17 protein-coding genes are annotated in these 20,040 nt (G+C 63.8%); 8 read left to right on the top strand and 9 right to left on the bottom strand.

Annotation, left to right across the window (positions count from 1 at the left end; translation table 11 throughout):
• Positions 1 to 93 precede the first annotated feature (93 nt).
• Positions 94 to 2,550, top strand: coding sequence for a ComEC/Rec2 family competence protein (locus NKJ75_RS17700; protein ID WP_352499996.1), 2,457 nt, complete (start codon positions 94 to 96; stop codon positions 2,548 to 2,550).
• Here NKJ75_RS17700 and lexA read toward each other — a convergent pair.
• Both lexA and NKJ75_RS17690 read right to left on the bottom strand, forming a co-directional pair.
• Entirely contained in the window at positions 2,544 to 3,326 is a 783-nt protein-coding gene (gene lexA / locus NKJ75_RS17695) for a transcriptional repressor LexA (RefSeq protein ID WP_023724387.1), read from the bottom strand. The two genes, NKJ75_RS17700 and lexA, sit on opposite strands and share 7 nt — an antisense overlap.
• A 203-nt stretch (positions 3,327 to 3,529) precedes the next feature.
• Entirely contained in the window at positions 3,530 to 4,294 is a 765-nt protein-coding gene (locus NKJ75_RS17690) for a GntR family transcriptional regulator (RefSeq protein WP_023671042.1), read from the bottom strand.
• Between the two features lie 168 nt (positions 4,295 to 4,462).
• Between NKJ75_RS17690 and kynU the strand changes: the two genes are divergently transcribed.
• A complete protein-coding gene (gene kynU, locus NKJ75_RS17685; protein WP_502903881.1) occupies positions 4,463 to 5,707 on the top strand; it encodes a kynureninase in 1,245 nt (414 codons plus the stop codon).
• Between the two features lie 105 nt (positions 5,708 to 5,812).
• Here the strand turns inward: kynU and kynA are convergent, their stop codons facing one another.
• Positions 5,813 to 6,649 carry a tryptophan 2,3-dioxygenase gene (kynA, locus tag NKJ75_RS17680; RefSeq protein WP_027049448.1) on the bottom strand — a complete coding sequence of 279 codons (837 nt, stop codon included), beginning with the start codon at positions 6,647 to 6,649 and terminating at the stop codon, positions 5,813 to 5,815.
• Positions 6,646 to 8,271, bottom strand: a complete 1,626-nt coding sequence (locus NKJ75_RS17675) for an AMP-binding protein (RefSeq protein WP_023671045.1) — start codon at positions 8,269 to 8,271, stop codon at positions 6,646 to 6,648. The genes kynA and NKJ75_RS17675 overlap by 4 nt, the downstream gene beginning before the upstream one ends.
• A gap of 160 nt (positions 8,272 to 8,431) precedes the next feature.
• Between NKJ75_RS17675 and NKJ75_RS17670 the strand changes: the two genes are divergently transcribed.
• Entirely contained in the window at positions 8,432 to 9,268 is an 837-nt protein-coding gene (locus NKJ75_RS17670; RefSeq protein WP_502882147.1) for a hormone-sensitive lipase, read from the top strand.
• 45 nt (positions 9,269 to 9,313) lie between these two features.
• On the opposite strand, the gene NKJ75_RS17665 is transcribed toward NKJ75_RS17670, so the two are convergent.
• From NKJ75_RS17665 to NKJ75_RS17645, 5 genes are read right to left on the bottom strand one after another with little or no spacing between them, the layout of a single operon-like run.
• Complete coding sequence (locus NKJ75_RS17665) at positions 9,314 to 10,519, bottom strand: molybdopterin molybdotransferase MoeA (RefSeq protein ID WP_023671047.1); 1,206 nt, start codon at positions 10,517 to 10,519, stop codon at positions 9,314 to 9,316.
• Positions 10,520 to 11,002, bottom strand: a complete 483-nt coding sequence (gene moaC, locus NKJ75_RS17660) for a cyclic pyranopterin monophosphate synthase MoaC (protein WP_023671048.1) — start codon at positions 11,000 to 11,002, stop codon at positions 10,520 to 10,522.
• Positions 11,003 to 11,004: 2 nt separating this feature from the next.
• A complete protein-coding gene (gene trpC / locus NKJ75_RS17655; RefSeq protein ID WP_023684711.1) occupies positions 11,005 to 11,817 on the bottom strand; it encodes an indole-3-glycerol phosphate synthase TrpC in 813 nt (270 codons plus the stop codon).
• A 3-nt stretch (positions 11,818 to 11,820) separates the two neighbouring features.
• Positions 11,821 to 12,831, bottom strand: coding sequence for an anthranilate phosphoribosyltransferase (gene trpD, locus NKJ75_RS17650; protein WP_023684712.1), 1,011 nt, complete (start codon positions 12,829 to 12,831; stop codon positions 11,821 to 11,823).
• Positions 12,832 to 12,862: 31 nt separating this feature from the next.
• Positions 12,863 to 14,758 (bottom strand): peptidylprolyl isomerase, encoded by a 1,896-nt coding sequence (locus tag NKJ75_RS17645; protein WP_023688560.1) that lies wholly within the window; start codon positions 14,756 to 14,758, stop codon positions 12,863 to 12,865.
• A 147-nt stretch (positions 14,759 to 14,905) separates the two neighbouring features.
• Here NKJ75_RS17645 and tpiA point away from each other — a divergent pair, with 147 nt between their 5' ends.
• The 5 genes from tpiA to NKJ75_RS17620 all read left to right on the top strand — a co-directional run bounded on the left by tpiA (position 14,906) and on the right by NKJ75_RS17620 (position 20,025).
• Positions 14,906 to 15,676 carry a triose-phosphate isomerase gene (tpiA, locus tag NKJ75_RS17640; protein WP_023688559.1) on the top strand — a complete coding sequence of 257 codons (771 nt, stop codon included), beginning with the start codon at positions 14,906 to 14,908 and terminating at the stop codon, positions 15,674 to 15,676.
• 196 nt (positions 15,677 to 15,872) lie between these two features.
• Positions 15,873 to 16,361, top strand: a complete 489-nt coding sequence (gene secG / locus NKJ75_RS17635) for a preprotein translocase subunit SecG (RefSeq protein ID WP_023693455.1) — start codon at positions 15,873 to 15,875, stop codon at positions 16,359 to 16,361.
• 201 nt (positions 16,362 to 16,562) lie between these two features.
• A complete protein-coding gene (locus NKJ75_RS17630; RefSeq protein WP_023693456.1) occupies positions 16,563 to 17,681 on the top strand; it encodes a L,D-transpeptidase in 1,119 nt (372 codons plus the stop codon).
• 154 nt (positions 17,682 to 17,835) lie between these two features.
• Complete coding sequence (pyrG, locus tag NKJ75_RS17625) at positions 17,836 to 19,473, top strand: CTP synthase (protein ID WP_081725397.1); 1,638 nt, start codon at positions 17,836 to 17,838, stop codon at positions 19,471 to 19,473.
• A 15-nt stretch (positions 19,474 to 19,488) separates the two neighbouring features.
• Positions 19,489 to 20,025, top strand: coding sequence for a DUF1697 domain-containing protein (locus tag NKJ75_RS17620; protein ID WP_023709418.1), 537 nt, complete (start codon positions 19,489 to 19,491; stop codon positions 20,023 to 20,025).
• The last annotated feature ends 15 nt before the right edge of the window (positions 20,026 to 20,040 follow it).

The following is a 20,040-nucleotide window of genomic DNA, read 5'->3' as shown; positions in this document are numbered from 1 at the left end:
GGTCGATTCCGGCGCGGTGGACGTGATCACGCGGACTTTCGCGCTTTGCGCGTTCATGTAGCATAGGGGTCTGGGGCGCAAGGGGCAGACCCGATGGCTGGACGTGGCCGGGGCACGAAGGAAGGCGAAGGCGCCGAGGCAAGCGTCAGCGAACGCTCGCTGTTTGCCGATAGTCCCTATGCCGAGCCGCTGCCCCTCGCGCTGCCTGAGCCGCATCCCGGCGTCGCGCCTGCGCTGCCCGGTCACGCGTTGCCGGCGCAAGTCACAGCGCCCGGATCTATCGCCCGTCTGCGCAGACGGCTTCGCCGTCCGTCATGGCCCGCGCTCCGCCGCAGCCTTGCCGTGGCCGCCAACACGGAGCTCGACCGGGGCGTCGCCTTCCTGCTGGTGCCGGTTTTCCTGGCGGCCGGCGTCATCATTTATTTCTCGCTGGCCGGCGAGCCCGGCTTTGCGCAGCCAATCGCCATTGTGGTGCTGGCGACATGTTGCGCCCTCGCCACGCGATCGCGGCCGAGGACGCATCTGTTCTGCATGGCCGCGATGCTGTGCGCGCTCGGCGTCGTCGCCGCCAAAGTCGAGACTTGGCGCGCCGGAACGCAGATGCTCGGCTCCGAGATTCAGACACGGCTGACCGGCCGCGTCGTCAGTCTCGAACAGATGGAAAGCGGCCGCATCAGGCTGACGCTCGATGTGGTTTCGACCGCTTACCCCGAGCTGCGCTACGCCCCGGAGCGGGTCAGGCTCTCGGCGCGGACCGTTCCCGCCGATATGACCGCCGGCTCCCTGATCACCGGCTATGCCAGGCTGTTGCCGCCGACCGGTCCGGTGCGGCCGGAGAGCTACGATTTCTCCTTCGACAGCTATTTCACCGGTATCGGCGGCAGCGGCTTCTTTCTCGGCAATCCGAAAACCATTGCTACGCAGGGACCGCCGCCGCTGACCGCGCGGCTCTCCTCGGCAATCGAGAACGCGCGCGAAAACATTGCCGACCATATCAGGGGCAAAATCGGCGGCGCCGAAGGCGAGATTGCCGCGGCGTTGATTGTCGGGGTGCGCGCCGGCATCCCGGACGAGGTCAACGAAGCGATGCGGCGCACCGGCATCTACCACATCATCTCCATCTCCGGCCTGCACATGGCGCTGGTTGCCGGCACCATCATGGTGTTGCTGCGTGGCGCCTTTGCGCTGTTTCCCGATTTCTCTTCGCGCCGCCCAGTCAAGAAATATGCAGCAGTGGCAGCACTCGTCTCCATCGCCGCCTATCTCGTCATTTCAGGCGTCGTGGTTGCCGCCGAGCGCAGCTTCATCATGCTGGCGGTCATGCTTGTCGCCGTGCTGTTTGATCGCGCCGCACTCACCATGCGCAATCTGGCGATCTCCGCCATTGCCGTCATCCTGGTGTCGCCGCACGAGGTGGTCGGTCCCAGCTTCCAGATGTCGTTTGCTGCCACCGCCGCCCTTGTCGGCGCCTATGCCGGCTGGGCCGATTACCGCGCCGACAAGGTGAGAACGCCGCCGGCAAAGCGCTCCTTCGTCGGCTTCCTGTCGCGAAAATTCGCGCTGGCCATGGGCAGCCTCGCCATGACCTCGATCATCGCCGGCAGTGCAACCTTGCTGTTCGCCATCTGGCATTTTCAGCGTGTGTCGCCGCTCAGCCTGATCGCCAATCTGGCCGTGATGCCGATTGTTTCGTTGATCGTCATGCCTTTTGCCGTGCTCAGCGCACTGGCGATGCCGTTCGGCGCCGACGGGCCGTTCCTCTATGTGATGGGCAAGGGTCTGATGGCGATGATCGCTATATCGGCCTGGATTTCCGAGCGCTCGCCGGTCGACGCCGTCGGGCTGATCTCCATCCGCTCGGTGCTGTTGGTGGCGGTCGCCCTCGTCATCGCCACCATGGCCACCACCTGGCTCAGGTTGGCGGCCGTGCCTTTCGCGCTGGCCGGCCTGTTGACGGTGCCGCAGGTGCTTACGCCCGACGTGCTCATATCCGAGGATGCGCATCTGGTGGCCATGCCGATCGGTGGCGGCGAACTCGCCCTCAACCGCGAACGCTCCAACGAATTCACCACGGACAATTGGAAACGGGCGCTGCGGGCCGAAACCATTATCCCACCTGAGATTTTCGAGGCAACAGATACGCGGTTCGATCTCGATCCGCTCGATCTGCCGCCCGGCTCGCCCTTCTATTGCACCGGCGATCTCTGTATCGCCCGGCACCCTTCCGGAGCCATTGTGGCGCTTGCGAAAGACCGCAAGACGGCGCGGCCGGCCTGTGCCTTCGCGAGCCTGATCGTCATCGATGACGCCACCGCCTACAATCCGTGCCGCGACCCGCTGGTGCTGGTCGTGACGAAGAAACAGCTGGCCCGCGACGGCAGCGCCGCCGTCTTCTTCGATCCGCAATCGGCAGCTGCAGCGCCAACCATCCGCTTCGCCGTCGACAAGCCGTATCGCCCCTGGCACGAGCAACGCCGCTTCTCCCGCGAAGCGCGCGGCCTGCCGCCTTACAACCAGCGTGAAAAGTACAAACCCAAGCCGGCTCAGTAGCGCCGGATCAATCCGACAAGCTTGCCCTGCACCTTCACCCTGTCCGGTCCAAAAATGCGGGTCTCGTAGGCCGGGTTGGCGGCTTCCAGGGCGATCGAGGCGCCCTTGCGGCGGAAGCGTTTCAGGGTCGCTTCCTCATCGTCGACCAACGCCACCACGATCTCGCCGGGGCTGGCTGTGTCGGCATTGCGGATGATGACCGTGTCGCCATCGAAAATGCCGGCCTCGATCATCGAATCGCCCTTGACCTCGAGCGCGTAGTGTTCGCCGCCCATGATCATATCGGGCGGCACCGAGATCGAATGGGTCTGATGCTGGATGGCGTCGATCGGCACGCCGGCGGCGATGCGTCCCATAACCGGGATTGAAATCGCGGAAACGGCATCGTCATTGCCGGCCGACATCGAACGCGACGGCGAGCCCGGCTTGATCTGGCGGCCGAGACCGCCTTGGCCCATCGCGCCTTGTCCTTGGCCGCCTTGCCCTTGGCCGGTTTGACCAAGACTGCCCTGAATCACGCTCGGCGAAAACTTCCTCGCCGCATTGAGGCCTGGTGCGATCGAGTCGGGCAGCCGCAGCACTTCCAGCGCGCGCGCCCGGTTCGGCAGCCGGCGAATGAAACCGCGCTCCTCAAGCGCCGTGATCAGGCGGTGGATGCCGGACTTGGAGGCGAGGTCGAGCGCTTCCTTCATCTCGTCGAAGGACGGCGGGATTCCGCTCTCCTTCAGGCGTTCATGGATGAACATCAGAAGCTCATGTTGTTTGCGCGTCAGCATCGCGGCCCCCAAGGGTTCTGAAATCAGAATCAGAAAAAACAAACCCAGAACAAACACTATCTGTTCCAGTTGTGTTCCGCAACCTTTTAAAGTTTAATGAATGTGTTGACGTTTTGTTCAGCGTAACGTTCGGCGCTGCGGGCGCCGCCTGCGCCCATTTGCCGGCAACGGGTGAAACGAAGCCAAAGTGCCCTGCGCGTCGGCTACGACCGCCGCTTCCTTTTCGGACGGGGCTGCGCAGCATCCGCGCCGGGTTCGCTCTGGGCATAGACCTGCAGCGTGTAGCCGATGTGAGCGGTCATCAGAGTTTTCGCACGTTCGACGTCGCGATCGAGGGCCGCTTCCATCAGGGCGGTATGGTGTTCGATCGCCACGGCGTCGCGCAGGGCCGCCACGGCCTTCCGGTGTCCATCCGTGCGGCCGGCGGCGGCGCGCAGCGTCGGGACCAGACCCAGAAAGCGGTGATGGCGATGCAATTGGTCGGAAATCGTCGCATTGAAGCGCAGCAGCCAGCTGGATGTCGCGGCACTGAGCAGCGCCGCATGGAAGGCATCGTGTTTTTCGTACCACGCGTCGACCGCATCATCCGATGGATCGTCGAGAACAGACCCGCACCGTGAGAGACGATAGTGGGCGGCAACGACCGCGTCTTCCCACTCACGGTCGCCCTTCTCGATCGATTCCACCAGCAGGGGCAGTTCGACCACCAGCCGCGCACGCGCCAAATCCTCGAGCTCCGCCCGAGAGGCGGGAGCGACCGCAAACCCGCGGTTGCTGATGGCGGTCACAAGCCGTTCCGCCTCCAGCCGCGACAGCGCCTCGCGCAACGGCGTCCAGCCGATGCCGTAGGTGTTGCGCAGCGTGCTCAGCTTCAACGGCGCGGCAGGCGCCAGCCGGGTCGCAAGAATATCGCGCCTGAGCAGGCGATAGGCCACTTCCGTCTTCGAGGTCTGCTCGTCATCCAGCATCGTGATCCATCAGACATAAACGCTCGGCTGAGCATTATATATCAAAGCCTTTCAATGGGTGAATTATATATAATGTTTGACAGTTCAAGGGCGACCCCTCAAGATCGCCGGCATGTTTGGGCGGGCAGGCTCCGCCGCGCGCGTTTGTCCATGGAGGGGCGCCGAATCATGATGACACCCGATCTCGCTGCAATCGAAGCAATGGATGCCGCCGATCCGCTGCGCTCCATGCGCGAACGCTTTGTCTTGCCGCAAGGCGTGATTTATCTCGACGGCAATTCCCTGGGTGCCGCGTCACCAGCCGTCTTCAGCGAATTGCAGCAGGCCGCCACGCAGGAATGGGCGCACGACCTCATTCGCGCCTGGAACACGGCTGGCTGGTTCAACATGCCAGTGGAACTGGGAGATCAGCTCGGACGACTGATCGGCGCGGCTGACGGGCAGACGGTGGTCTGCGACACAACCTCGATCAACATCTACAAGCTGCTGCACGCAGCGCTCGGCATGCGGCCGGATCGGTCGGTCATCGTTGCCGAGGGCGACAGTTTCCCGACCGACCTCTACATGGCCGAAGGCGTCGCCTCCACCCGGCCGAGAACGCGGCTGCGGCTGGAGGGCGTCGACGCGGCCGCAATCGAGGAGCTGATCGACGACAGCGTTGCCGTCATCCTGGTCAACCACGTCAACTACAAATCCGGCCAGTTGCGCGACATGCCGGCGCTGACGCGCAAGGCACATGACGCCGGCGCGCTGATCATCTGGGATCTCTGCCACACCGCCGGCGCCTTGCCGGTCGAACTCGACCGTGCCAATGCCGATTTCGCTGTCGGCTGCACCTACAAATACCTCAATGGCGGCCCGGGCTCGCCGGCCTTCATCTACGCGGCCGAGCGCCACCATGGTGATATCAGGCAGCCGCTCAGCGGCTGGTGGGGCCATGCGCGGCCCTTTGCCTTCGAGCAGGGCTTTGCCGTCGGCAGCGGCATCCGCCGCTTCCTGTGCGGAACGCAGCCGGTGCTGTCGATGCGGGCGCTCAAGGGCGCGCTCGATATCTGGAACGACGTCGACATGGCGGCGGTGCGCAGAAAAAGCATCGCACTGACCGACCTGTTTATCCAGCTCGTCGAAGCCAGATGCGGCGCCTACGGCCTTGAACTCGAAAGCCCGCGCGACGGCAGCCAGCGCGGCAGCCAGGTGTCGTTCCTCCACCCGCATGGCTACCAGGTGATGCGGGCGCTGATCGAGCGCGGCGTGATCGGCGATTTTCGGGCGCCGTCGACCATCCGTTTCGGCTTCACGCCGCTCTATGTCGGTTATGGCGATGTCTGGCAGGCGGTCGAAGCGCTGGAGGATATTTTGCGCACCGGCGCCTGGCAGGACGCCCGCTTCGCGGTGAAGACCGCGGTTACGTGAGAAACTAGAGCAATTTCAGGAAAAGTGTGAAGCGGTTTTCCGTCCGAAATTGCGTCAATCAAAGAGCTAGAGCATTTCGCCGTTTCCGTTAAACGGTGAAATGCTCTAGAGCCGGGTGCGGACCGTCCAGAGCTCCGGAAACAGCACGACCTCCAGCATCTTCTTCAGATAGGAGGCGCCTGAGGTGCCGCCCGTGCCGCGCTTCAAGCCGATGATGCGCTCGACCGTGGTGACGTGGTTGAAGCGCCAGCGGCGGAAATAATCCTCGAAGTCGACCAGCTTCTCGGCCAGTTCGTAGAGCATCCAGTAGCGCTGCGGGTCGCGGTAGACGGTTTGCCAGGCAGCCAGCACTTCTTCGTTCTCGACGCGCGTCTCGCGCCAGTCCGTGCGACTGGCGTCGGCGCCGATGTCGAAGCCATTGCGCGCCAAAAGCAGAAGCGCCTCATCATAGAGCGACGGCGTGGCCAGGATGGCTTCCAGCCTGTCCGTAAGGTCGGGCCGGTGCTTGTGCGGCCCGAGCATGGCAAGGTTGCGGTTGCCGGCCATGAACTCGATAGCGCGGTACTGCCACGACTGGAAGCCCGAGGATTGGCCGAGCGCGTCGCGAAACTCGGTGTATTCGCTTGGCGTCATCGTGCGCAGCACGTCCCAGGCATTGTTGAGCTGCTCGAAGATGCGCGCGACGCGAGACAGCATCTTGAAGCTCGGTTCGAGGCGGTCGGCGCGGATAGAGCGGATCGCGGCGCCGATCTCGTGTAAAGCGAGCTTCATCCACAATTCCGATGTCTGATGCTGGATGATGAACAGCATCTCGTCATGGGCCGAAGACAGCGGCGCCTGCGCATCGAGCACCTTGTCCAGCTGCAGATAGTCGCTGTAGGACATCCGCTCCTTGAACGACATCTGCGCGCCATCGGACGCCGGATCGTGCGGCTTAATCAATTGCTCTTCTCCGCGCGCAACCGGAAGCGCTGGATCTTGCCGGTCTGGGTTTTGGGCAAGGCGTCGATGAACTTCACCGAACGCGGATATTTGTAGGGCGCGATCGTTGCCTTGACGTGGTCCTGCAGGCGTTTGACGGTCAATGCGTCCGGCGAAACACCTTGCACAAGCACGATATGCGCCTCGACGATCTGGCCGCGTTCACCGTCCTCGGCGCCGGTCACCGCGCATTCGGCGACGTCGGGATGCGAGAGCAGCGCCGCTTCGACCTCGGGGCCGGCGATGTTGTAGCCGGCGCTGACGATCATGTCGTCGGAACGCGCGGCGAAGTGGAAGAAGCCATCCTCGTCCTGCGTGAACGTATCGCCGGTGAGATTCCAGCCGTCGCGGACATAGTCCTTTTGCCTGGCATCGGCCATGTAGCGGCAGCCGGTCGGGCCGCGCACCGCCAGCCGGCCAGTAGAGCCGCGCGGCAACTCCCGCATCTCGTCATCGACGATGCGTGCCTGATAGCCGCCGACGGGTTTGCCTGTGGAGGCCGGCTTCATGTCGTCGAAGCGGTTGGAGATGAAGATATGCAGCATCTCGGTGGCGCCGATCCCATCGAGGATCGGCTTGCCGGTCTTCTCAGTCCATTCCTCGAAGACAGGCGCCGGCAGCGTCTCGCCCGCCGAAACCGCGACGCGCAGCGAGGACAGGTCAGCGCCTTGATCCATGGCCTTGAGCATGGCCCGATAGGCGGTTGGAGCGGTGAAGGAAATGGTCGCTTTGTAGGTCTCGATGATGTGGATCATGTTGGGTGGCGTCGCCTGTTCCAGCAACGTCGCCGCGGCGCCGAAACGCAGCGGGAAGATGGCGAGCCCGCCAAGACCGAAGGTAAAGGCAAGGGGCGGGGAGCCGACGAAGATGTCGTCGGGCGTCACCTCCAGGATTTCGCGGGCATAGGCGTCGGCGACGATCAGCAGGTCGCGGTGGAAATGCATCGTCGCCTTCGGCACGCCGGTGGTGCCGGAGGTGAAGCCGAGCAGGGCGACATCGTCGCGGCCGGTGTTGACGGCAGTGAAGGTGACCGGCTTGTCGAGGGCGGCGCGGTCGAGTTCCGCGTCATGGTTGGCCGTGCCGTCGAAGCCAATGACCTGCTTGAGATACGCACTGCCCTTGGCGCAGGCGGTCATCTCGTCCATCAGCCTTGTATCGCAAAGCGCAACCGTGATTTCCGCCTTGTCGACGATCTTGGCGAGTTCGCCGGCGCGCAGCATCGGCATGGTGTTGACGACCACCGCGCCAACCTTGGTGGCGGCCAGCCAACAGGCGACCATGGCCGGGTTGTTGGCCGAGCGGATCAGCACCCGGTTGCCCGGCTTGACGCCATAATTCTCGACCAGGGCATGGGCGAGCCTGTTGGTCCAGTCGGACAGTTCCTTGTAGGTGCGGCGGCGGCCATTGCCGATCAGCGCGGTGTGGTCGCCGAACCCTTTTTCGACCAGCCTGTCGGTCAATTCGACGCCGGCATTTATGTGGTCGGGATAGTCGAAGCCGTCGAGCAAAAACTCCGGCCATTGCTCCGGCGGCGGCAGGTTGTCGCGCGTGAATGTGTCGATATGCGCTGATGGCCCAAGCATTTTCGGCTGCCCCTGTCTGCCTCGCGCCCATGGCTGAACAAGGCGCCGGATCGCACCAGTCGAAATTTGTTTCAAGCCTAAAATGTTTTTAGGTCGCAGCATTGACGCCGCCCTGTTCGGCGGCCATTCCTGTCGACTGAACTGAAGCCATCCGGGAGGGATGCAGATGCTCCAACATCGTGTTGCCGATTGGGACAATGCCTACGCCAACGGCGACAACATTGCCGGCAGCAATCGCTGGCCGGCCGCGTGGGACACACCGGCACAGGCTTTTCGCGACACAATGTCGGCGTCCGGTCGGGCCAAGCTCGACATCGCCTATGGCGACAGCCCGCGCAACAGGCTCGATCTGTTCCTTCCCGATGTCATGCCCAAAGGGCTCGTCGTCTTCATCCATGGCGGTTACTGGAAGGCGTTCGACAACAAGCCATGGTCGCATCTGGCCAACGGCGCGGTTGCCAATGGCTTTGCCGTGGCAATGCCGACTTACACGCTTTGTCCCGACATACGCATTTCCGGCATCGTTAGGGAAATCGCGGCGGCGATCGGCAAGGCGGCGACGATGGTCGGCGGGCCGGTGATCCTGACCGGGCATTCCGCCGGCGGCCATCTCGCCTCCAGGATGGTGACGACAACGACACCCCTGGCCGCCGATGTGGCGGGCCGCGTGCGCAATGTCGTCTCGATCTCCGGCGTCCATGACCTGCGGCCAATCATGCGGACGGGGATGAACGCGACACTGGCCATCGATGAAGCGGAAGCACTGGCCGAAAGCCCGGTTCTGCTGCGCCCCATGCAGGGCGCGCGCATCACCTGCTGGGCCGGCGGCGGCGAGCGGGCGGAGTTCCTGCGCCAGAATGCGCTGCTTGCCAACATCTGGATCGGCCTCGGCGCCACGACCAGCACAGTGGTCGAGCCGGACCGGCATCATTTCAGCATCGTCGACGGGCTTGCCGATCCGACACATCCGCTGACGCGGACATTGCTGGCGGAGTAACAACCAGTCTTATCTCTTGGAATTAACGGCTTGGATCCGCGACCTTCAGCGCAACATCAGAACGCTGCAAGCAGCGCCTGCTTCTGCCGCCGGAGCGAAGGGCTCGCGCACGATCAGGCCGTTGGCGTCGGCCAGCATTCTCAGCATCGAGGAATCCTGGATGCCGAATGGTGTCGCCACCAATGCGCCGGCTTCTTCCCGGACCACGGCGCGCACATAGTCTTGCCTTAGATCATTGGCCGGCATCGCGGCGCCAAGCTGAGCCTGGCGGATGTCCTGCCGGTGGGGACGGCCGCCGAGCTGCGCCAATAGCGGCTTCAGGAACAATTGCGAGCAGACCAGGCTCGCCACCGGATTGCCGGGCAGGCCGATGCACCTGATATCGCCCAGCCGCCCGAACATCAGCGGCTTGCCCGGGCGCATGGCGAGCTTCCAGAAGTCGAGGTTCATGCCTTCGCCGGTCAGCACGTCATGAACGAGATCATGGTCGCCGACCGAGGCGCCGCCGAGCGTGACGATGACGTCGGCTTTCGCATCGACCGCCTTTTTCACCAGCGCCGCGATCGCTTCCTTGCGATCGGCCGCTATACCGAGATCGAGCGCGCGAGCGCCGACCGACTGCGCCACAGCAGCGACGCCATAGGCGTTGGACGAGATGATCTGGGCGGGGCCAGGTTCGCTGCCCGGTGGCAGCAATTCGTCGCCGGTGGCGATGATGGCGACCAGCGGCCGTTGCACCACGTTCAACCGGGGATGATTGGCCGACGCCGCCAGCGACAATGCAGCCGGATCGAGCACGCGGCCTTTCTCCAGCAGCACGTCGCCTTGGGCAAAATCCAGTCCAAGGCGGCGGATGTTGCGGTTCTTCGCCGTCGGTTCGGTGACCTCGATCCGGCCACCGCCGAGATCGCGAACATTTTCCTGGATGACGATCGTGTCTGCGCCTTCAGGCAGCGGCGCGCCGGTGAAGACGCGCACGGCCTCGGATTTACCCACTGTGCCGTCAAAGCCTCGCCCTGCGGGCGCCATTCCGATCACCGAAAGCCGCGCCGGGGCCGACGCCACATCCTGCGCCCGTGCGGCATAGCCGTCCATGGCAGATGCATTGAAAGGCGGCTGGGTACGCAGCGCCACGACCGGCTCCGCCAGCACCCGGCCGGCCGCATCCGCCAGCGCGACCCTTTCACCGGGCAACGCCACAGCGCCGTCGAGTAGGCGTTGAAGCGCCTCGGCGACCGGAACCAGCGCCATTTACGAACCCGCCTTGTAGTCGCCGGACTTGCCGCCGGTCTTTTCCACCAGCTGTATACCGGAAATCACCATGGCGCGGTCGACCGCCTTGGCCATGTCGTAAATGGTCAGGCACGCGACAGATGCCGCGGTCAGCGCCTCCATCTCGACCCCGGTCTTGCCGGTGACGCGGGCGAGCGCGGTGACCCTAAGGCCGGGCAGCGTGGTGTCCGGTTCGATGTCGACCGACACCTTGGTCAAAAGCAGCGGATGGCAGAGCGGAATCAGCTCATGCGTCTTCTTGGCCGCCATGATGCCGGCAATGCGCGCGGTACCCAGCACATCGCCCTTCTTGGCGTCGCCGTCGAGGATCATCTTCAGGGTTTCGGCCCGCATCGAGACAAAGCCCTCGGCGACCGCCGTGCGCGTCGTCTCCGCCTTCTCGCCGACATCGACCATGTTGGCCTCGCCCTTGGCGCCGAGATGGGTGAGGGCGGCTGCCATCCTCAGATGGCCTCTGCTTTCGCCTTGCCTGTCAAAAGCAGCCGCGTTGCCGCAGCGACATCCTCTTGCCGCATCAGGCTCTCGCCGACGAGGAAGGTGCTGATGCCGGTCTTTTGCATCCTGAAGCAATCGTCGTGGGTGAAAATTCCGCTCTCGCTGACCAGCAATCGGCCGCCCGGCACCATCGATGCCAGCCGTTCCGAGGTCTCGAGGCTGGTCTCGAATGTTCTGAGATTGCGGTTGTTGATGCCGATCAGCTGCGACGAGAGTTTTACCGCGCGCTGCGTCTCGGCCTCGTCATGCACCTCGATCAGCGCGTCCATGCCGAGTTCGAACGCGGTCGCTTCCAATTCGCTCGCCAAGGCATCATCGACGCTGGCCATGATGATCAGGATGGCATCGGCGCCCCATGCGCGAGCCTCGTAGACCTGGTAAGGGTCGAACAGGAAATCCTTGCGCAGCGCGGGCAGGGACACTGCCTTCCGTGCATTGGTGAGAAATTCCGGCGCGCCCTGGAAGGATGGCGCATCGGTCAGCACCGAAAGACAGGCGGCACCGCCTTTCTCATAGGCCTGCGCCAGTGCGGGCGGGTCGAAATCGGCACGGATCAAGCCTTTGGATGGGCTTGCCTTTTTGATCTCGGCGATCAGGCCGAAGCTGCCCGATCTGCGCTTCGCCTCAAGCGCCCTCCGAAAGCCACGCGGTGCGTCGGCATCCTTGGCTCGCGCCTTGATCTCGGCCAACGGTATCCGCGCCTTCGCCGCCGCGATCTCGTCGCGCTTGTAGGCCTCGATCTTGCGCAGAATGTCAGCCACGGCTCATCCGTTCGAAATCTCGACCAGCCTGTCGAGCACGCCCAGCGCCCGGCCGCTGTCGATGGCCTGTGTGGCCGCGGCCATGCCGTCGGCAAGCGTCGTCGCCTTGCCGGCCACCACCATGCCGGCGCCGGCGTTCATCAGCACCGTATCGCGATAGGCCCCGGCAGCACCTCTCAGCATGTCGCGCAACGCCGTGGCATTGTAGGCGGCGTCGCCGCCGCGCAACTCGTCCTTGGTGTGGCGCTGCAGGCCGACGGCTTCCGGGGTGAGCGTGAAATGGCGGATCTCGCCGCCGGCCAGTTCCGCCACCTGCGTTTCGCCGGTGGTGGTGATTTCGTCATAGCCATCCCCATGGACCACCCAGGCATGCTCGGTGCCCAACGCCTTCAATGTCTCGGCCACCGGCACGATCCATTCCGGCAGGAACACGCCGACCATCTGCCTGCTGACGCCAGCCGGATTGGACAGCGGTCCGAGCAGGTTGAAGATGGTACGCGTGCCGAGCTCGACGCGGGTCGGGCCGACATGCTTCATCGCAGGGTGGTGCGCCGGCGCGAACATGAAGCCGACGCCGGCCTCCTGGATGCAGCGGCCGATCACCTCTGGCAGGATATCGATCTTGACGCCGAGCGCGACCAGCACATCGGCAGCGCCCGTCAGCGACGACAGGCCGCGATTGCCGTGCTTGGCGACCGGCACGCCGCAGCCGGCAATGACGAAGGCCGAAGCGGTCGAGATGTTGACTGAATGCGAATTGTCGCCGCCCGTGCCGACAATGTCGATGGCGCCCTCAGGAGCTTCGACGCGCAGCATCTTGGCACGCATGGTGGCGACGGCGCCGGAAATCTCGCTCACGGTCTCCCCGCGCACGCGCAACGCCATCAGGAAGCCGCCGATCTGGCCCGGCGTCGCGTCGCCAGACATGATGATGTCGAAAGCTTCGCGCGCTTCCTCGAAGGTAAGCCCGGTTCCCGTGGCGACCTTGGCGATATGGGTCTTCAGGGCGCTCATTGGGCCAAGACGTTCATTGGGCTAAGGCCATTCATTGGGCGAGGGCTTGGGAAACGGCGGCCTGGTCGACGCTGACGGCGTACTGCGTCTGCAACTGCGCCACCAGCTGGTCGAGCAGATCGTCGGACATGCCTTGCGTGAAGGATTTTTGCGCATCGTCGGGTACCGAGCTGGCGTCGGCTCCGGCCGGCTCGAACACTTCGGCGACCTTGAACAGGATCTGGCCGTCGCCGGTGGGCGAGGGGATCAGCCCGGTGCCGCCTTCGCCGACCCCGAACATCGCAGCAGCACCCTCCTTGCCGAAATCGACATCGTCGGCCTCGCGCTTCACGCCGCGCTTGGTCTGCTTTTCAAGCTTCAGTTCGCCGGCGATGACGTCGAGTGTGGTGCCAGCCTTGAGGCGCTTGTCGAGTTCGTCTGCTTTCGCGGTCAGCCGCTTGGTCGTTTCCTCTGTCGTCCAGTCCGCCACCACGCGCTGGCGGACTTCGTCCAGCGTGCGGTCGCGAGCCGGCGTGATCGATGTCAGTTCATAGAACACGAAGCCGTTGTTAGGCGTGGTCAGGGCTTGATTCTCGGTGTTGGGCTCGGCCTCGAACACCGCCTTGATCAGGTCCGGCGATGCCGGCAGGTCCTTGATGATGGTGCCGTCCGGCTTGAGGCCGGTGCGGTCTATGGCCTCGACGGTGACGTCCTTGAGCTTCAGTTTGGCGGCGGCTTCGGCCAGCGTGCTGCCGGCGGCGCGGGTGTCTTCGTAGTTGTCGTGCACGTCGAGCAGGATGCGGCTTGCTTCGCCGAGCGCCAGATCCTTTCGGATCTGGTCTGACACTTCCGCCAGCGGCTTCACCGTTTCCGGTTTGATCTCGGTGACGCGCAAAAGCACCGGACCGAACGCGCCCTGGACGACCGGGCTGACTTCGTTGACGGCAAGCGCGAATGCGGCATCGGCGACCGCCTTGTCGGTGATCTTATCCTTGGAGAGCGTGCCGAGCAGCGTGTCGGCCGGGGTCTTGCCCTGCGCGGTGACGATCTTGTCGAAAGTGGCGCCCGTCTTCAGCGAATCGGATGCCGCCTTGGCGGCGTCCGCGGAAGGGAACACCAGCTGTTCGATGGTGCGCATTTCCGGCGTGGTGTAGCGGCCCTTGTTCTTGTTGTAGTCGTCGCTGACCTGCTGGTCCGTTACGGCGCTGACATCCATGATGTCTTCGGGCTCGAGCCGGACATAGGAGAATTTGCGGTATTCTGGCGCCGCGTAGGTTTTCTTGTTGGCCTCGAAATAAGCCTGAAGCACGCTGTCGGATGGCGCCTCGATGGGCTCCACCAACGCCTTTGGCAAGATCAGATAGTCGATGGTGCGGTCTTCGCCCCGATAGAGCGCAACTGCCTTGAAGAAGGTGTCCGGAGCCTTGAGGCCGTCCGAAACCGCTTCGACGATCTGCTGGCGCACCGCCACCTGAGCCCGGTTCTTCAGATAATCCTCCGGCCGCATTCCCAGTTCGCGCAGCCGGGATTCGAACAGCCGGCGGTCGAACTGGCCATTCGGGCCTTGGAAGGCGGGTTCCTGCCGCGTCAGTTCGGCCAGCCTGTCCTTGGAGAAGCCAAGCCCGAGCTTGCGCGCCTGTTCGTCAAGGACGGCGCCGGACACCAACTGAGCCAGCACCTGGTTGTCGATGCCATAGGCCTTGGCCTGGTCGCGGCTGATGCGCTGGCCGATCTGCTGCTGCAGCATGGCGATCTGGCGATCGTAGGCGAGGCGGTACTCGGTGATCGACACGGTGGTGCTGCCGGCGGTGATCACCGCATGATGGCCAGCCAGGAAGCCGCCCGTCATCCGCGTGGTGACGCCCCAGGCAAGGAAACTCAACACCAGCAGCGACAGCAGGGCTTTCGCGACCCAGGTGCCTGCCGCGCTTCTCAATATACCAAGCATTGTTACTTCCGATTTTTGCGCAGTTTTGCGTGCGCCCGAGTCTGAAACAAGCGCAATAGCGCCCTTCCGGCTCACTGTCGATTGCTTTGTGGCCTGATTTTGATAGGGAGGGCGAGACCCCAATGTCGCCCGGAGAACCAGATCCCCATGACGCCAGGAATTCGACCGCTCGTTGCCGGCAACTGGAAAATGAACGGCACCAGCGCTTCGCTGAACGAGCTCAGGATGATCGGCAACGGCTTCATGAGCGGGCTCGACGCAGAGACCGAAGCATTGGTCTGCGTGCCGGCGACCTTACTGTCGCGCGCCGTCGAAATCCTGTCGCGCACGCCGGTGCGGGCCGGTGGCGAGGACTGCCACATCAAGGAAAGCGGCGCCTTCACCGGCTGCGTCTCAGCCGAGATGCTGAAGGATGCGGGCGCCAGCCACGTCATTGTCGGCCATTCCGAGTGCCGCGAACAGCGCAGCGAGGACGATGCCATCGTCCTCGCCAAGGCCTCGGCGGCGTGGCGGGCAGGGCTCGTCGCCATCATCTGCATCGGCGAGACCAAGGCCGAGCGCGAAGCGGGCACAGCACTCGACGTGTTATCGCGCCAGGTCGCCGGCTCGGTGCCACCGAGCGCAACGCCCGCCAACACCGTTATCGCCTACGAGCCGGTATGGGCTATCGGCACCGGCCTGACGCCGACCGCCGAAGACGTGGCGGAGGCGCACGCGCATATCCGCCAAAAACTGGCGGAAGCGCTCGGCGCAGCCGTGGCCGGCAAGATGCGCATCCTCTATGGCGGCTCGGTCAAGGCGTCCAACGCTGTCGAACTGCTAGGCGTCAAAAACGTCGATGGCGCGCTGGTTGGCGGCGCCAGCCTGAAGGCGTCCGACTTTCTCGCCATCGCCGAGGCATACCAGAATATCTCGTAGGCCCCGGAATTTCGTTGCCGACCAGTTCGGTCATAGACTTATGAACGCAGCAGTTCGGCGGAAATCGTTGCAAAGGGCGCATTGCTTCCCATATTCCGGCCACGGGCTTGGAAATGCCGTTAAAGCATTGTATGGAGCCGCCTCCAAATCACCGGCCCTGATCGCCAGGGAGCGGCAGGGCTTGCCAGGATAAAATATGGAAACCGTACTGATCGTCATCCACCTCATGGTCGTGCTCGCCCTTGTCGGCGTGGTGCTGCTGCAACGCTCCGAAGGCGGTGGTCTCGGCATTGGCGGCGGTTCCGGTTTCATGACCGCGCGTGGCGCCGCCAATGCGCTGACGCGGGCGACGGCGATCCTGGCCGCGGCCTTCTTCGTGACGTCGCTGACACTCTCGATCGTTGCCCGCTATGGCGAAAAACCGATCGACATTCTCGACCGCGTGCCGGCCGACAGCGGCAACGGCGTGCTCAATCAGTTGCCCGGCACGACGGCGCCGACGCCGCCTTCGGGCAACACCGCACCGGCCGCGCCCGCGGCCAACGGCGCCGCCACCACGCCGCCCGCCACCACGGCCCCGGCGACGGCTCCATCTCCGGCGACGCCACCTGCAACCGATTCGGCTACGCCGCCGGCTACCAATGGCGTTACCTTGCCGGTGACACCGCAGGTTCCGAACCAGTAGTCGGTAGCGTCAGATGCCGCGATCTGTTGTTGTTTCAACACAGTCGCGGCAAATGGCACACGATCACGAAGATTCGACCGCACCCCGTGCTTGAGGCCCGTACGCCACTTCGATTATAGATTGCCGGCGGCACTTTCTGCGCCCTTGGGGGGCGCCGGGCGACGCCGTGGGCAACAAGCATTGAACGATCGGATCTTCGCCATGCAGCTTCGCAGCTTCATTTTCATGGGGTTTTGTGCCGTATTCGGCATGAGCTCCGCGGTCTTCGCCGGCACTCCGGCAATGACCTCACCGCAGGCGGTTGGCAAAACCGCTGTCATCAACGTCGCCGCCAAGAGCGATGCGACGCAGCTGAAGCTTCTCAAGAAGAAGAAAAACCCGAGCCCGGATGATCTGGCTCAGATCAGCAAGCTCGAAGACAAGATCGCCGCCGACAGGGATCTCGCCCGCGTCAAGGCGCTCGAGGCCCGCAAGCTGGCGATGCGCGATGCGGCGAAAGCCAGGGCCGATGCCCAGCGCCAGGCGTTCCTGGCAAGCAAGGGCAAGCCGGTCGTGGTTGCCGACGCCAAGCCAGGCAAGAAGACCACCAAGATCATCGCTCCGGTTGACCCGATCGCGCCGATCGAGCCGATCGAATCGGCTGAACCGCTTCCGGCCGAAGCGATGAATATCGCGCTGACCGGCAACAATGGCGAATTGCGCAGCGAGGCCCCGGGCCAGAAGCCGACGAGCGGCGGACTGTTCGCCGGCCTGTTCGGCGGCACGTCCTCTGCCTCGTCGATTGCCTATCTCCCCGAAACGCGCGCGCTCGACCAGGCTCTCGCCAAGCGGCAAGCCAAGAAGCAGTTCAAGGTGAAGCCGGAATTCGTGCCGCAGGACGTCGAATTCAGCGGCTATGAGCCGGGTACGATCGTCATCGATACCAGCGCGCGCCGCCTCTACCTCGTCGAATCGGCTTTCACCGCCCGCCGCTATGCGATCGCGGTCGGCCGCGAAGGCCTGCAGTTCAAGGGCAAGGTTGCCGTTGGCGACAAGCAGGAATGGCCGCGCTGGATCCCGACGCTCGACATGCAGAAGCGCGAACCCAAGCATTATGGCCAGTACAAGGACGGCATGCCCGGCGGCGGCCAGAACCCGCTCGGCGCCCGCGCCATCTATCTCTACGACGGCAAGAAGGACACGCATCTGCGCATCCACGGCACCATCGCGCCGCAGTCGATCGGAACCAGCGCTTCCAATGGCTGCTTCCGCATGATCAACGAGCACGTCATGGACCTCTACAGCCGCGTCAGGGTCGGCACCAAGGTCGTCATCATCTGACGCTTTCACAAACCTGCCGAAAGGGCCGGCTTTTGCCGGCCCTTTTGTTTTGACCAAAACACCAGTCTCGAACCTCGGGACTATCGCGCCTTCTCTGGAAAAAGCCTCAGCGGCGGTTTTTTCTCTGGCGGAATCAATTCGGCCGCGTTAAGCGATGACTCCCATGGCGCGATATGTATTCATCACAGGCGGCGTGGTTTCCTCACTTGGAAAAGGCATCGCTGCAGCGGCCCTTGGGGCTCTCTTGCAGGCGCGAGGCTATCGCGCACGCATCAAAAAGCTCGATCCCTATCTCAATGTCGATCCCGGAACGATGTCGCCTTACCAGCATGGCGAGGTTTTCGTCACCGATGACGGCGCCGAGACCGATCTCGATCTTGGCCATTACGAGCGCTTCACCGGCCGCTCGGCCAACCAGCAAGACAACATCACCACCGGCCGCATCTACAAGAACATCATCGAGCGCGAACGGCGCGGCGACTATCTCGGCGCCACCGTGCAGGTCATTCCGCATGTCACCGATGAGATCAAGAATTTCGTGCTCGACGGCAATGACGACTATGATTTCGTGCTGTGCGAGATCGGCGGTACGGTTGGCGATATCGAGGCGATGCCGTTTCTCGAGGCTATCCGCCAGCTCGGCAACGATCTGCCGCGCAACAACGCCGTCTATGTCCACCTGACCTTGATGCCTTACATCCCCACGGCCGGCGAGTTGAAGACCAAGCCGACCCAGCATTCGGTCAAGGAACTGCGCGGCATCGGCATCGCGCCCGATATCCTGCTGGTCCGCGCCGACCGCGCCATCCCCAAGGAAGAGCGCAGAAAACTGTCGCTGTTCTGCAATGTGCGCGAGAGCGCCGTCATCCAGGCGCTCGACGTGCCCCACATCTATGACGTGCCGATGGCTTACCACAAGGAAGGGCTCGATTCGGAAGTGCTGGCCGCCTTCGGTATCGATCCGGCGCCGAAGCCGCGCATGGAGCCCTGGCAGGCCGTGTCCAACCGCATCCACAATCCGGAAGGCGAGGTAACGATCGCCATTGTCGGCAAATACACCGGCCTCAAGGATGCCTACAAATCGCTGATCGAGGCTTTGTCGCATGGCGGCATGGCCAACCGCGTCAAGGTCAAGCTCGACTGGATCGAGAGCGAGATTTTCGAGAAGGAAGACCCGACGCCGTGGCTGGAAAAGGTGCATGGCATCCTGGTGCCCGGCGGCTTCGGCGAGCGCGGCTCGGAAGGCAAGATCCTGGCGGCGAAATTCGCCCGCGAGCGCAAGGTGCCGTATTTCGGCATCTGCTTCGGCATGCAGATGGCCTGCATCGAGGCAGCGCGCTCGCTGGCCGGCGTCGAACACGCCTCGTCGACCGAATTCGGTCCGACCGACGAGCCGGTCGTCGGCCTGATGACCGAATGGCTGAAAGGCAACATGCTGGAGAAGCGCCGCGAAACGGGCGATCTCGGCGGCACCATGCGGCTTGGCGCCTATCAGGCTGAACTCGCCAAGGGTTCGAAGATCGCCGACATCTATGGCGACACCCAGATTTCCGAGCGCCATCGCCACCGCTACGAGGTCAATATCGACTACAAGGAGCGGCTAGAAGATTGCGGCCTGGTGTTTGCCGGCATGTCGCCCGACGGTGTGCTGCCGGAAACCGTCGAATATCCCGACCATCCCTGGTTTATCGGCGTCCAGTATCACCCGGAGCTGAAGAGCCGGCCGCTGGAGCCGCATCCCCTGTTCGCCAGCTTCATCTCGGCCGCGGTGGACCAGTCGCGGCTGGTATAAGCAGGCCGCGTTGCCATGCAAACCTATGTTGCGCTGCTCTACAGCATTATCCTCGGCGAAGGCCGCCGGGTCGTCATGGCCGACCTCAAGGCGATGGCTGAACAGCTTGGGCTGAAGAACCCGCGCACCCTGGTGGCGACCGGCAATCTGGTCTTCGAGACACGGGCGACTGGTATCGCCAAGCTGGAACAGCAGTTGGAAACGGCCTTCGAAAAAACCTTCGGCCGCAATGTCGTCATCATCGTGCGCACTGCCGAGGATTGGCTGAAACTTGCCGCCGGCAACCCATTCCCGGCCGACTCTGCCGAGGCAGGCGATCAGGTGGCCGTGCGGGTGATGCGCGAGCCAGCGCCAGCGGATGGTGTGGCCGCGCTCCAGGCCTATGCCGCCGAGGACGAGAGGGTGGCTTCGGTCGACGGCGACATCTGGGTCGTCTTTTCGCGCCAGCGGCCAAGCTCGCGGCTGCTCGCTGCCATGAACCACAAGCGCATGGGCATCGGCACCGCACGCAACTGGAACACGGTGCGGAGGTTGGCTGAGATGGTGGAGTAGGGAGTAGGGAGTAGG

Source organism: Mesorhizobium sp. M0058 (assembly GCF_040323095.1).
Taxonomy (GTDB): Bacteria; Pseudomonadota; Alphaproteobacteria; order Rhizobiales; family Rhizobiaceae; genus Mesorhizobium.
Note: the sequence above shows the minus strand (reverse complement) of the source record. Positions and strands in the feature narration are given on the sequence as shown.